This is a genomic window from Dickeya sp. NCPPB 3274, from assembly GCF_000406205.1.
Classification (GTDB): domain Bacteria; phylum Pseudomonadota; class Gammaproteobacteria; order Enterobacterales; family Enterobacteriaceae; genus Dickeya; species Dickeya fangzhongdai.
Map to the genome: position 1 here is coordinate 4,417,661 of NZ_CM001979.1, position 13,283 is coordinate 4,430,943.

Consider the following 13,283-nt stretch of genomic DNA (forward strand, 5'->3'; position numbering starts at 1 on the left):
AGCTAATTTGATGAAGTGAAAACCGCCACACTTTTATCGCCAAATAGACGACATAACAGGCCGAGAACAATTTAATGACGCTCAGCATCAGATTTCCATGTTGTGCCAGATAAGTAAACAACAGCCCCCATGCAGTGACTGCCAATAGATATCCGAGCCATTCTGATAAAATCAGTTTTATGCTTTTAATAAAACCTTGGGTATAACCGGAACAAAGAAGCAAGGTGTTGGTCGGCCCCGGAATGCTCAGAAACAATGCAATATAGAATATAACTTTTATGTATTCATTTTCATGAATCATATTGATATCACCTCAATTAAAGCCAATAGCGTTTGGTCTGGTATTGTTCCGAGATCGGCATCTCAATATATGCCCGTCATACTTCAAGTTGCAGGTGTATTGGCAACCTTCGCTCACCCCGATCACTTACTTATGTCAGTTCTCAGGGATTCACTCGGTTGCCGCGTTACAAGGCTCAAATAAGCCTTGCCCTGAAGGGCCAACGCTTCGCGTTGTTCGAAACGCAAAACGTTTTGTCCTGCAACTCGAATTATTTTGGGTATGGTCTGTTCCCTAAACAAAACCGCCACCTTTCTATCTGGATCTGCTAGACTGGACGCCTTGTCTGATAACTAATTTGGTTTGTTGATGAACACCTCCCAGCATCACGATAAAGCAGAGACAACATCCATTAACATTGGAAACAAAATCAAACGATTAAGAATGACCAGAAATATCTCTCTTAATGATCTTTCCAAATTATCAGGCGTGTCGAAAGCAGCCTTATCCAAGCTGGAGTCTGGCAACTCAAATCCACGTGTCGACACATTGGATGCCATTGCCAGCGCCCTGCGAGTTCCCTTAAGCGATCTGCTTGCCGTTAACACCAGCACCTACCCTTACATGGAAAAAAATATTCCAATGCAAGGGGAATACTCCCAAAAGATGAAATTCCGCATCGGGCTGGGCAATATCGCCGAAATATGGCATTTGCAAATGAATCCCGGCGTCATTATCAATAGCCCGCCACACGCATCTGGAACACATGAACATATTCTGGTGCATTCAGGTTCATTAATGCTCAAACTTGCCGATGACGAAAGTATCGTGCTTAAAGCGGGCGACTTTTATTGTTTTTCCGGAAACGTATCTCACTCTTATATATGTACTGACAATGCAGTTAGTGCGACAGTGGTCATGTCCAACTCCATTCAGGTTTAACCCAATGGGGCAACAAAGCCCCAAACTGATATATATCCTTTATACCCGTCATACTTCAAGTTGCAGGTGCGTTGGCTTTCCTCACTCACCCCAGTCACTTACTGATGTAAGCGTCTAAGGATTCACTCGGTTGCCGCCTTCCTGCAACTCGAATTATTTAGGGTATAATTATCCTTTCTATTCACATCGACATCTGAAATAAAGCGAAGAATGATGTCGTAAATGTCTTGCTCCTGCTCCGATTGAATAAAATGCCCTCCCGGCACACTCTCCATACGATAGATACCGCTGGTACATTCACGCCAGCGAGAAGGAGCAAAGGGAAGATACGGGTCGTTCTCTCCGTAGATCACTAACAACGGCACATCCTCCAGCGGACAAGTGCTTTCGGGCTGAATGGAATTGGCAACGTCCAAATCGGCAGCCAGCACCTGAATGAACTGCTGGCGCAGCACATCATCCTGCATCAACCAGTCAGGAAGCTCCCCGAGTTGGGTCGCAAAGCGCCATATCGCTTGTTGCGACTCCAGGTTAAGCTCCAGCCAGGGGAAATGCCTGCGGCAATGGATAGGATCGTTAGACATCGCCACCAGCACGATATCCCGATCCGGCGTTCTGCTCCGGCAGTAGCCGGCCAGCAAATAGGCCATATAGGCGCCCAGGCTGTGACCAACCAGGATGAGCCGGCCTTGAGTGGGAATGCGCGAGGCAAAGTCATCCACGATACGCCCGGCGTCACGCATCAGTTCTTCCTGACGGCGCCGGCCGCGCCCCGGCATTTCCATCAGCATGGTGTCGAACTGTGGCGAAAAACGCCGGGCTATCGCGTTCATAGCCGAGGCGTTACCGCCAGCATGATGAAACAGAACCATGTGATGCTGGGGTTCATTCATAGCGCTTACCCTCGAGTACACGCCCTACCAGCGCAGCAAAAACGATGACGGCGCCACCGATGCCCTGCCAGACCCCAATCACCTCGCCCATAATGGAGACAGCAAAAAATGCCGCAAAAGCGGGCTCCAGCGACAAAATGAGCCCAACCCGAGTCGGACTGGTGAGCTTCGCCGCATAGAGTTGCATCAGGAATGCAAATGCCGTCGCCAGCAGGCTCAGAAAGAGGATATAGCCCCAGATATCAAGGGAAATACTGGGGATAGTACGCATAGACTCCGGATCGGAAACATAGACGAACGACAAGCCAAGCACGGCGACGGTCAGCAGCTCAACCAGCGTGATATTGATCAGCGAATAGGGTTTGCCGGCCGTCTGCCTGCCAAACATGAATATCTGGAATCCGCGAATTAATGCCGCCAGCAACACAAGCCAGTCACCGAGGTTGAAGCCGACCTGTCCGCCATTGGAAAAGCTTATCAACCCGCCGCCAGCCAATGACAGGAAACAGGTAAAATAGATGAGCTTGCTCTGCCTGCGCTTGCCCAGCACCCGTTCATAAAAAGGAACCAGAACCACCGACAGTGCAATCAGAAAACCCGCATTGGCAGCGGTAGTGTGCTTCACGCCGAGCGTTTCAAGCGTCAAAATGGCGTAAAGCAAGGCACCGAAAATCACACCATTAACGACTTCGCCGCGTGTAAAATCGCGCAAGCGGATGCGAGTGCCAATGAACATAAAAGGAACCGCCAGGGCAAAGCGCAGCATCAGGAACAAAGGAACAGCCACCCCCGCATGAATGATCATCTGCATCAATGAGTAACTTGCGCCCCATGACAGGGCGACCGCCAGTAATCCCAAATCCACCAGATACAGTCGTGAGCGTGAAAGTTGCAGGGTCGTCTCATTAGACATTGTCATTCCTCGGGGCGGTATGGTTTGCGTCATAACTGATACGCAGCTGGTTTTTCTTGAATTTGGCCGATTTGATTGAGAAATCGGCGATCTTACTGAGGTTATCCACGTGCGTTCCGCCACAAGGCATCGCTTCGGTATCGTGGATCAGAGAGTAGCGGGTATCTCCCTCCAGCCATATCTTGACCTCACCGCCATCCCTCAGACGTGCGCTGATGCCGGCTTCGATATCCTCAAGCGGCAAGCGATCAACCAGTACTGCGCTGGAACCCATGGGGGAAAAGACGACGCGAGACTCCCCGGGGAAATGATGCCCGGCAGTCGCCATCCATCCATACCGACGCATTTCCCAGTTCAGCAAATGCCCGGCGGTATGCAACGCAGCATTTCGCATACGTTCGGACGCGGATAACCTGGACGCCAACAGGTCCGCCTCAGCGGACTTGAGTGGAGATTGCGGATAAACGACCACCAGACCGGACGCATCTTTGCGGACGCTAACGGGGATGTCATTTACCCACCCAGTATCTGCGGGCTGCCCCCCGCCCTGCGGGTGAAAAATGTTCTCCTTCAGGGCTAGCCATGTTCCAAACTCATCAGTGCCGGCGGCAATGACCTCGCTTGTTGCAGAAAAGCAGTAGGTATCATCCAGATAGCGTTGAATTTGAATCATTTGGGGGCTCCTTTTTATAGGGTTTCAATCAGGGGAGTGAAGGGTTGCCCGAGCAGGTTATTTGAAGCGATACGGTTTCTTCCGTTGAGGCTCCGGCCTGAAACAATAACGCACCCAAACTTATCGAGCGGAATACTGCCGCCGTACTCCTGCACGACGTCGGTATCGGGATAGATATCGACAACGCTTGGCGCATAGCGCGTGGCAAACCCCATACGGAAATCTTTTTTGGACGAGTTGGGATAGGAAGCGTGCATCAGCGTGGACCAGAAGATCACGCATTGGCCCGCCTTCATCACCAATGGCACCGCTTTGCTTTCGTCTGGTTTCCAGTCCGGCTCGATTTGCAGTTCGCGGTAGTCATAGCCAAAGAAGCCCCGGCTTTTACCCTCTTTCGCGCGGTTATTGATAATATCTGTCTGATATGCCATCGACTTGGTTTCGTCGTAATTCATCTTGTGGTGCGTGCCGGGCATGATTTCAAGACAGCCATTTTCAATCGTGGCGTCGGTAAAGGCCGTCCAGACGGTAAGCGTTCCCTTGCCGAAGCGATCTTCCGTTTCTCCGGGCCATAGAATCTGCGGCTTGCCGCTGGCGTTGGCGAAGGTGTCGGCCTGATGCCAGTCAGTCCCCTCATCCCCCGGATATTTTGGGAAAAACTCGGTCCGCCAGCACAGCACATCCTTGCCCAGAATGTCGGAAACAGGGGCGACGATACGTGGATTGGTAATATGCTGGCTAAGTAGTTCAACATCCAGATGACGATCATAATTGGAGATGTTTGTCGCCGCGCTGTAGGAGTCGGATGGATAGGCGGCATTACTCCGGTCAGGCAACTGACGACGCACTTTATTCCAGATTTCATTCATTTCATCCGGAGTATAAATAGTTATCGGGCCGATATAACCGTTGCGATGAAAGCCATCTAATTGTTCTTCTGTCAGGTGTAATGTCTTACTCATTTTACATATCCTCTGTTAGGGAACTATTTGGCTGCAAAGAAAACGTCTTTTAATGTCGTGTTATATAAACGCTCCATTGATAGCGCAAGTCCGAATTCCTTTTTGACCCTTTCGTTTAACGAAATAGCAATCATCGAGTGACCGCCTGCGTCGAGAAAGTTATCGCCGGGTTTAACCGGCTGCTCCAGGATATCGCTCAGCCACAGTAAATATTGCTCTAGTGCTTTTTCCTTCTGGGCTGTTTTATTCTGGACATGGTCTTGGGAATTTAAAGCATCAGTGACAGTCATGATTTACTCCATTGAATGCAAAATTAATTTTTTATCAACCTTTCCGTTTACCGTTTTTGGCATCACGTCGACTCGCCTGTAACGCATCGGGCGCATATATACAGGCAAAGCGAGTCTGGCCAGAGACTTCAACTTCTCCTTTACATCTACTTCTGCAATCTTCGATGAAGTGGTAAAGAAACAGATCAAGTGATGGCCATGCATTTCAGTCTTTGCCGCCAGCACGGAGATGTCGCCAATTTCGTCTATTTGAGCCAGGACAGATTCGATTTCGCCAGTTTCAATCCTGAATCCATTGATTTTCACCTGGTCGTCGCATCGACCAAGATAGAGCAGTTCACCGTCATTGTTATGCTTTACCACGTCACCGGAACAATAATATCTTCGCGATACACCCTCTGTTTCCAGCCAGATAAATTTTCGGCTTTCGTCGTTGTTTATATTCAGGTATCCATGAGTAACCTGTGGGCCGGATAATAGAAGCTCACCACCTTCCTCTGCGGAAGACTCGTTTCCGATAGGTCTAATAATGTAATGGAAATCTGGCAGCACTCGCCCAATATTGGAATCGGGGTTGATTAAATCCGTATCGCTGACAATATGCCAACTGGTATGCACCGTCGTTTCGGTAATGCCATACATATTCACCAACATAGGTGAATGTAATCCAAAATGATTGTGCCAACGTTTCAGCGTTTGGAAATTCAATCGCTCCCCACCAAATATAATGCAACGTAGCGAGAGCTCTTCCGGCTTAAATTGGCAGAGTTTATCGGCATTCACAGAGAATGCGGTGGGTGTTTGATTTAATAATGTAATATTTTCTTCTTTAATTAGTCTGGCCAGGGCATCCGGAACGATTCTGGTTTCATCGTCAGGTATAACCAATTTTCCGCCATACCCCAGAACCGACCATATTTCCCATACTGAAAAGTCAAATGCATAGGAGTGATACAACAGCGTTGCGTCTTGTTGGTTGAAATTATAAATAGCGGCGGTGGCGGAGAATAATGCTTCAAGATTGCCGTGGGTAATCGGCACACCTTTGGGTTTCCCTGTGGTGCCTGAGGTGTAGATGATATAAGCCGTGTTTTCGAGCCGTGACTGATCGTACATGTCGGATGAAGCAGAAGCAGACGTCAAAGCCTGTATGTGCACATTTTTGACATCCCGATGAGGAGCAATGTCGCTATCGGAAATAATCAAAGCGGGCCTGGCGTCATTCACGATCAACTGGTTTCTTTCCAGCGGCGCCTTCTTATCCAGAGGAACATAAGCAGCCCCGACATATTGCACGGCGAGCAATGCCGCGATCAGCTCTCCGGAAGGGGTGAGTTCGACGGCGACGCGGTTGCCCGGCTCCACCTTCAATTCACGCAACGCGCTGGCGATATTGAGGATCAAGCCCTTCATGGCCTGGTAGGTGAGACGTGTTTCGCGATCTTTGACGGCGATGCGGTCGGGATACTTTTCCGCCGCTGCCAGAAAGCACCCCAAGAGTGTCCTTCTCGGCTGCGTGGATGAGGGCTTAGCGTTCACACCATCCTCCTTTTCGTTCACATTGGCATCACATTTGTTTTTTTAAAGACTATACAATACCACTAAAACGAACAAGCGTTTTTTATATGCTGATTTTTTTATTAAGAAGTCATTTTTATACGCTGTTAATCGAGCCGCCTGACGTCAGGCGCGTCAGACCGCATCCTGTCAGTTCGCAATGGTTTTCTTATCGAAGCGGTGTAAGCGGATAAGGGGAAGAACGCGGATGTCGGGGCTTGCCCATCAGGCACGCTGCTGACACACCGCTTGCAGTGAGGGCAAGGATAGGAATCAGGGGAGAGCCCGCTCGTGGGAAAAAGCGGTGGGAACATCGTGTTGGCAAGAATCAGTCGGCGGGTTTGCTATAACGAACGGCAGAAACAAAAAAACCACCTTTCGGTGGTTTTCTGCATCATGCAGACATTCATCTGCACAACTGAATTTGGAGCGGGAAACGAGACTCGAACTCGCGACCCCGACCTTGGCAAGGTCGTGCTCTACCAACTGAGCTATTCCCGCAGGGTGTGGCGTAACGTCGCACTACTTTCTGTCGTTACGGGGAGCGCATTATACGAGAAACGTTTTTTCCCGCAACCCCCCTGACGAAAAATGTCGTTCAAGTGCCGACAAAATCACCAACACGCTGAAAATGCCCGCAGAAACGGGCGATTTTCCTGGTTTCCTTGCGGAGGATGCCGTTACAGCTGGATAAAGTGCTCGCGGTAGTAAGCCAGTTCCGCTACCGATTCGCGGATATCGTCCAGCGCCTGATGGGTGTTGCGCTTTTTGAAGCCGGCCAGCATCTCCGGCTTCCAGCGGCGCGCCAGTTCCTTAAGCGTGCTGACGTCCAGATAGCGATAGTGGAAGTAGGCTTCCAGTTCCGGCATGTAACGAAACAGAAAACGGCGATCCTGCCCGATGCTGTTGCCGCAAATCGGCGATTTGCCCGCCGGCACCCACTGCTGCAGGAATGCGATGGTTTCCCGTTCCGCGGCGCCTTCGTCAAAAGCGCTGGCCTTGACCCGATCCACCAGCCCGCTGGCGGTGTGGGTGCGCACGTTCCAGTCATCCATCAGCGCCAGTTGGCTGTCCGGCTGATGCACCGCCAGCGTCGGGCCTTCCGCCAGTACGTTCAGGTTGGCATCGGTCACCAGTGTTGCGATCTCGATGATCCGGTCCCGTTCGGGATCCAGCCCCGTCATTTCCAAATCGATCCAGATCAGGTTGTTTTCATTTACCATCGTCGCCTTTCCCGTGTCGCCGTTGCTATAAAAATTTCGCCGACGGCAGGCTGACAGGCCCGCTGGCGGCGGTTAATTAAAATAAAATAGCGTGTATTATAGTCGCTTCCATCGCCACCGGCGATAAGCGCCGAACCAAGAGAGACTGCGTGAGTAAAAAGAAACTGTCAAAAGGTCAGCAACGGCGGGTCAGCGCCAACCATCAGCGCCGCCTGAAACATGCCGACAGCAAGGTCGAGTGGGATGACAGCCAACTGAGCGAACCGCAGGAAGGCATCATCATCAGCCGTTTCGGCATGCACGCCGATGTGGAAGCGCCGAACGGCGAGCTGCACCGCTGCAACATTCGCCGCACCATCCACTCGCTGGTCACCGGCGATCGGGTGGTCTGGCGCGCCGGCAACGAAACGCTGGCCGGCATCAGCGGCATCGTCGAGGCGGTGCATCCGCGTCAGTCGGTGTTGACCCGCCCGGACTACTATGACGGTCTCAAACCCATTGCCGCCAACATCGATCAGATTGTGATTGTCTCCGCCATTCTGCCGGAGCTGTCGCTCAATATTATCGATCGTTATCTGGTGGCCTGCGAAACGCTGGAAATCGAGCCGCTGATCGTGCTCAACAAAACCGATCTGCTGGATGACGAAGGCCGGGCGTTTGTGGAAGAGGTGATGGATATCTATCGCGCGCTGCACTACCGGGTGTTGATGATGTCCAGCCACACCCAGCAGGGCGTCGCCGAGCTGGAAGCCGCGCTGACCGGCCGCGTCAGCATCTTTGCCGGGCAGTCCGGCGTCGGTAAATCGAGCCTGCTCAACGCACTGCTCTACCCTGACGACGCCCAAATTCTGGTCAACGACGTATCCGACGCTTCCGGACTGGGCCAGCACACCACCACCGCCGCTCGTCTGTACCATTTCCCGCACGGCGGCGATGTCATCGACTCGCCGGGCGTGCGCGAATTCGGGCTGTGGCATCTGGAGCCGGAACAGGTAACGCGCGGTTTTATCGAGTTCCGCGAATACCTGGGCAGCTGCAAATTCCGCGACTGCAAACACGACACCGACCCCGGCTGCGCCATTCGCGCCGCGCTGGAGCGCGGGGAGATAGCACCAGAGCGTTTCGACAATTATCACCGTATCCTTGAGAGCATGGCGCAGGTAAAAACGCGTAAATCCTTTTCTGCTCCGGATAACTGACATTTATCGTATCCACCGCTACAATGCGTCCCTTTTTACGGCGTACCCTTAAAAAAACGACGAGGCTCACTGTGCTGGACAGAATCAAGATTGCTCTACAACATCTGCTCCCGAAGGTCTGGCTGACGCAACTGGCTGGTTGGGGAGCCGACCGTCAGGCCGGCATGCTCACCAAACTGGTGATTGACCTGTTTGCCCGCATCTACAAAGTCAACATGCAGGAAGCGCAGCAACCGGATACCGCATCCTACCGCTCGTTCAACGACTTCTTTGTGCGCCCGCTGAAACCCGGCATCCGCCCGGTGGACCCGCTGCCGAACCGGCTGGTGTTCCCTGCCGACGGCGCCATCTCTCAACTGGGCACCATTGACGACGAGCGGATCCTGCAGGCCAAACAGCACGACTACACGCTGGAAGCGCTGCTGGCCGGCAACTACATTATCGCCGACCTGTTTCGTGACGGTCTGTTTGTCACCACGTATCTCTCCCCGCGCGATTACCATCGCGTCCACATGCCGTGCGACGGTATTTTGCGCGATATGATTTACGTGCCGGGCGACCTGTTTTCGGTCAATCCGCTGACCGCCGCCAACGTACCGAATCTGTTTGCCCGCAACGAACGCGTGATCTGCCTGTTCGATACGCCATTCGGGCCGATGGTGCAGATTCTGGTCGGCGCCACCATCGTCGGCAGCATCGAAACCGTCTGGGCGGGCGTGGTAACGCCGCCGCGCGAAGGCATCATCAAACGCTGGGCCTATCCGATGGAAGGCGAAGGCGCGGTAATTCTGGAGAAAGGCGACGAGATGGGCCGCTTCAAACTCGGTTCCACGGTGATTAACCTGTTTGCGAAAGATCGGGTGCAATTGATGCCCGGACTAGCCAGCCAAAGCGCCACTCGCATGGGTGAGGCTATGGCCGAAGCGCTGGATGAGGACGTTCTGGCGCGCATGAATGCCGCCAACGACAGCGATACCCCCTGACCCCATCAATACGCCTGAGGAGGCCAGCCGTGCGTCTGATTCTGATTTTCCTGTTGGGATGCCTGTTATCAACCACGTCGCTGGCCGCCCAGTTGCCTGACGAAACGCAACTGAAGCAGGATCTGCAACAGGCGGAAGCCAACAAGAACACCCCGGCGCAGGCCGATGTCGTCAAAGAGCTACAGTCGGCTCTACGGCTGCTGGACGAACGCCGGGACGCCCGCCAGCGCGCCGACCAGTACCAGCGCGCGATTGACGACTTTCCCAAATTGACCCGCGAGCTGCGCCAGCAGCTGGATGCCGAAAACGCCAAACCGGCCGCGCCGCCGAAAGCGACATCGGTCAACGAGCTGGAACAACAGATTGTCCAGTTCAGCAGCCAGTTGCTGGAGCAAGGCCGCCAGTTGCAGCAGGAACAGGACCGCCAGCGGGAAATCAGCGATTCGCTGGCTCAACTGCCGCAACAGCAAACCGAAGCCAACCGCGCGCTGAGCGAAGTCGAACGGCGTCTACAGGCGCTGGGCAACCCGACCACCGCGCTCGGACAGGCACAGCTGGCCGCATTGCAGGCCGAAGCGGCGCTGCGTAAAAGCCGGGTGGAAGAGCTGGAGCTGGCGCAACTTTCCGCCAGCAACCGTCAGGAACTGTCGCGCCTGCAGGCGGATGTCTACAAAAAGCGGCGCGACCGGCTGGACAATCAGCTGCAATTGTTGCGCAGCACCCTGAACACCTTGCGCCAGCGCGAGGCGGAGCAGGCGCTGGAGCGTACCGAGCAACTGGCGGAACAGGAAGGCCAACTGCCTGCGGCGGTCGCCGGACTGCTGCAAACCAACCGCGAACTCTCCGTGGCGCTCAACCAGCAAGCGCAGCGCATGGATCAGATTGCCGCCCGTCAGCGCCAGACCGCCGCCCAAACGCTACAGGTACGCCAGGCGCTGAGCACGCTGCGCGAACAGGCGCAGTGGCTTGGCTCGTCGCCGGCGTTGGGGGAAACCCTGCGCGCGCAGGTGGCGCGCCTGCCGGAAATGCCCAAGCCTCAGCAACTGGACGGCGACATGGCGCAACTGCGCGCCCAGCGCCTGCATTACGAAGACCTGCTCAACAAACTGTCGGCGGCCGGCGAACCCGCCCGGCAGGACGACGGCACCCCGTTAACCGCCGCCCAGCAAAAGATCGTCAACGATCAGCAACGCACCCAGCGCGATCTGCTCACGTCGCTGATTTCCGGTTGCGACACCCAAATTCTGGAACTGACCAAGCTGAAAGTCGCCAGCAGCCAGCTGGAGGACGCGCTGACCGAGATCCGCGACGCGGCGCATCGCTATCTGTTCTGGGTGGCGGATGTCGACCCGATCGGTTTCGCCTACCCGCTCAACCTGCTGCGCGACCTGTCGCGCCTGCTGTCGCTGGATACCTTTACCCAACTTAGCGGCGCGATGCTGATGATGGCGACCAGCCAGAGCACGCTGTTGCCGCTGCTGGGCGCGTTGCTGCTGGTCGGGCTCAGCATCAGCTCGCGTCGTCATTATCATGCTTTTCTGGAGCGCGCCAGCAGTCGGGTGGGCAAAGTCACCCTCGACTATTTCATGCTGACGCTGCGTACCGTGTTCTGGTCGGTGATGGTGGCGATGCCGCTGCCGGTGTTGTGGGCCGCGCTCGGTTATGGCCTGCAAAACGCCTGGCCCTACCCGGTGGCGGTGGCGATCGGCGACAGCGTGACTGCCACGGTGCCGCTGATGTGGGTGGTGATGGTCTGCGCCGCGTTTTCCCACCGACAGGGGCTGTTCATCGTGCATTTCGGCTGGTCGCCGAAACAGGTGGCGCGCGCCATGCGCTACTACCGTCTGTCCATCGGCTTTATCGTGCCGCTGGTGATGGCGCTGATCACCTTCGACAACCTCAACGACCGGGAGTTTTCCAGCACGCTGGGGCGGTTGTGCTTTATTCTGCTGTGTATGGCGCTCAGTCTGGTGACCACCAGCCTGAAACGCGCCGGTATTCCGTTGTATCTGGATAAGGAAGGTTCCGGCGAAAACCCGGTGAATCGCGCGATGTGGAATCTGATGATCTGCATCCCGCTGATTGCCGCGCTGGCATCCTGTCTGGGCTATCTGACCACCTCGCAGGCGCTGCTGGCGCGGCTGGAAACCTCGGTCGCCATCTGGTTCTTCCTGCTGGTGATTTATCACATCATCCGCCGCTGGATGTGGATTCAGCGCCGCCGCATCGCCTTTGACCGCGCCAGACAGCGCCGGGCGGACATGCTGGCGCAACGCGCCCGCGGCGAGGAAGACACCAACCCGTCGTCGCACGAAGCCGGCGTCGACGTGGTGGAAGAACCGGTGGTGGATCTGGATGCCATCAGCGCCCGCTCGCTGAAACTGGTGCGTTCTATTCTAACGCTGATCGCACTGGTGTCGGTGATTGCGCTGTGGTCGGAAATCCATTCCGCTTTCGCATTTATGGAAAACATCAGCCTGTGGGACGTCACCAGCACGGTGAAAGGCGTGGAGAGCGTGCAGCCGATTACCCTCGGCGCGGTGCTGATCGCGCTGCTGGTGTTTGTCATCACCGCGCAACTGATGCGCAATCTGCCCGCGCTACTGGAGTTGGCGGTATTGCAGCATATCGAACTGTCGCCCGGCACCGGCTACGCCATTATCACCGTCAGCAAATACCTGCTGATGCTGGTGGGCGGGCTGATGGGGTTCTCGCTGATCGGCATCGAATGGTCAAAATTACAGTGGCTGGTGGCGGCACTCGGCGTGGGATTGGGGTTCGGCTTACAGGAGATCTTCGCCAACTTCATCTCCGGCCTGATTATTTTGTTCGAAAAACCGATCCGCATCGGCGATACCGTGACCATCCGCGATCTGACCGGCAGCGTGATGCGCATCAATACCCGCGCCACCACGATTTCCGACTGGGACCGCAAAGAGATCATCGTGCCCAACAAGGCGTTCATCACCGAGCAGTTCATCAACTGGTCGCTGTCCGATTCGGTCACCCGCGTGGTGCTGACCATCCCGGCGCCCGCCGACGCCAGTACGCAGGAGGTCACCACGCTGCTGCTGGACGCGGTGAAACGCTGCTCGCTGGTGCTGGATAACCCGCCGCCGGAAGTGTTTCTGGTGGACCTGCGTCAGGGCATCCAGATTTTTGAACTGCGTATCTTCGCCGCGGAAATGGGCCACCGCATGCCGCTGCGCCACGAACTGCACCAGTTGATTCTGGAAAGCTACCGCGAACACCATCTGGTGATGCCGTTCCCGCCGTTCCAGGTACAGATGGATTCGGTGCAAATCGTCGGACGTAACTCCGCCACCTCAACCCGCACTGCTGGCGGGCTGTAACCCCTCTGCAAAAAG

The 13,283-nt window shown here is 54.8% G+C and carries 11 protein-coding genes, 1 tRNA gene and 1 pseudogene; 4 read left to right on the forward strand and 9 right to left on the reverse strand.

Features of this window, described 5'->3' with window-relative positions:
• Nucleotides 1–301 (reverse strand): annotated as a pseudogene (locus DXX3274_RS24345) (hypothetical protein); the annotation flags it as partial.
• A 348-nt stretch (nucleotides 302–649) separates the two neighbouring features.
• Between DXX3274_RS24345 and DXX3274_RS19665 the strand changes: the two are divergent.
• Nucleotides 650–1,222 (forward strand): helix-turn-helix domain-containing protein, encoded by a 573-nt coding sequence (locus tag DXX3274_RS19665; protein WP_042861266.1) that lies wholly within the window; start codon nucleotides 650–652, stop codon nucleotides 1,220–1,222.
• 122 nt (nucleotides 1,223–1,344) lie between these two features.
• On the opposite strand, the gene DXX3274_RS19670 is transcribed toward DXX3274_RS19665, so the two are convergent.
• From DXX3274_RS19670 to orn, 8 genes are all read right to left on the reverse strand, one after another.
• The gene (locus DXX3274_RS19670) at nucleotides 1,345–2,115 is read right to left on the reverse strand and encodes a thioesterase II family protein (protein WP_042861268.1); all 771 of its coding nucleotides are present in this window, start codon (nucleotides 2,113–2,115) and stop codon (nucleotides 1,345–1,347) included.
• Nucleotides 2,108–3,028 (reverse strand): DMT family transporter, encoded by a 921-nt coding sequence (locus DXX3274_RS19675; RefSeq protein ID WP_038665208.1) that lies wholly within the window; start codon nucleotides 3,026–3,028, stop codon nucleotides 2,108–2,110. The genes DXX3274_RS19670 and DXX3274_RS19675 overlap by 8 nt, the downstream gene beginning before the upstream one ends.
• Nucleotides 3,021–3,701: a serine-tRNA(Ala) deacylase AlaX gene (locus DXX3274_RS19680; RefSeq protein WP_042861270.1), complete on the reverse strand. Its 681-nt coding sequence runs from the start codon at nucleotides 3,699–3,701 to the stop codon at nucleotides 3,021–3,023. The genes DXX3274_RS19675 and DXX3274_RS19680 overlap by 8 nt, the downstream gene beginning before the upstream one ends.
• 14 nt (nucleotides 3,702–3,715) lie before the next feature.
• Nucleotides 3,716–4,663: a chlorinating enzyme gene (locus DXX3274_RS19685; protein WP_042861271.1), complete on the reverse strand. Its 948-nt coding sequence runs from the start codon at nucleotides 4,661–4,663 to the stop codon at nucleotides 3,716–3,718.
• A 23-nt stretch (nucleotides 4,664–4,686) separates the two neighbouring features.
• Entirely contained in the window at nucleotides 4,687–4,953 is a 267-nt protein-coding gene (locus tag DXX3274_RS19690) for an acyl carrier protein (RefSeq protein ID WP_050569909.1), read from the reverse strand.
• Nucleotides 4,954–4,956: 3 nt separating this feature from the next.
• A complete protein-coding gene (locus DXX3274_RS19695; protein WP_050569910.1) occupies nucleotides 4,957–6,492 on the reverse strand; it encodes an amino acid adenylation domain-containing protein in 1,536 nt (511 codons plus the stop codon).
• A 443-nt stretch (nucleotides 6,493–6,935) separates the two neighbouring features.
• Nucleotides 6,936–7,011 (reverse strand) — tRNA-Gly (locus tag DXX3274_RS19700).
• 179 nt (nucleotides 7,012–7,190) lie between these two features.
• The gene (gene orn / locus DXX3274_RS19705; RefSeq protein ID WP_033112427.1) at nucleotides 7,191–7,733 is read right to left on the reverse strand and encodes an oligoribonuclease; all 543 of its coding nucleotides are present in this window, start codon (nucleotides 7,731–7,733) and stop codon (nucleotides 7,191–7,193) included.
• A gap of 149 nt (nucleotides 7,734–7,882) precedes the next feature.
• Here orn and rsgA point away from each other — a divergent pair, with 149 nt between their 5' ends.
• The 3 genes from rsgA (at nucleotide 7,883) to mscM (ending at nucleotide 13,268) form a co-directional block, all read left to right on the forward strand.
• Nucleotides 7,883–8,932, forward strand: coding sequence for a small ribosomal subunit biogenesis GTPase RsgA (gene rsgA, locus DXX3274_RS19710; RefSeq protein ID WP_042861274.1), 1,050 nt, complete (start codon nucleotides 7,883–7,885; stop codon nucleotides 8,930–8,932).
• A 71-nt stretch (nucleotides 8,933–9,003) separates the two neighbouring features.
• The gene (gene asd / locus DXX3274_RS19715; protein ID WP_042861275.1) at nucleotides 9,004–9,915 is read left to right on the forward strand and encodes an archaetidylserine decarboxylase; all 912 of its coding nucleotides are present in this window, start codon (nucleotides 9,004–9,006) and stop codon (nucleotides 9,913–9,915) included.
• 29 nt (nucleotides 9,916–9,944) lie between these two features.
• Complete coding sequence (mscM, locus tag DXX3274_RS19720; protein ID WP_042861278.1) at nucleotides 9,945–13,268, forward strand: miniconductance mechanosensitive channel MscM; 3,324 nt, start codon at nucleotides 9,945–9,947, stop codon at nucleotides 13,266–13,268.
• Nucleotides 13,269–13,283: the final 15 nt, after the last annotated feature.

Bases quoted from the DNA above. Each gene is read 5' to 3' on its own strand.
- DXX3274_RS19670 (WP_042861268.1), bottom strand. From the start codon at position 2,115: ATGAATGAACCCCAGCATCACATGGTTCTGTTTCATCATGCTGGCGGT.
- DXX3274_RS19680 (WP_042861270.1), bottom strand. From the start codon at position 3,701: ATGATTCAAATTCAACGCTATCTGGATGATACCTACTGCTTTTCTGCA.
- DXX3274_RS19665 (WP_042861266.1), top strand. From the start codon at position 650: ATGAACACCTCCCAGCATCACGATAAAGCAGAGACAACATCCATTAAC.
- orn (WP_033112427.1), bottom strand. From the start codon at position 7,733: ATGGTAAATGAAAACAACCTGATCTGGATCGATTTGGAAATGACGGGG.
- DXX3274_RS19675 (WP_038665208.1), bottom strand. From the start codon at position 3,028: ATGTCTAATGAGACGACCCTGCAACTTTCACGCTCACGACTGTATCTG.
- DXX3274_RS19690 (WP_050569909.1), bottom strand. From the start codon at position 4,953: ATGACTGTCACTGATGCTTTAAATTCCCAAGACCATGTCCAGAATAAA.
- DXX3274_RS19685 (WP_042861271.1), bottom strand. From the start codon at position 4,663: ATGAGTAAGACATTACACCTGACAGAAGAACAATTAGATGGCTTTCAT.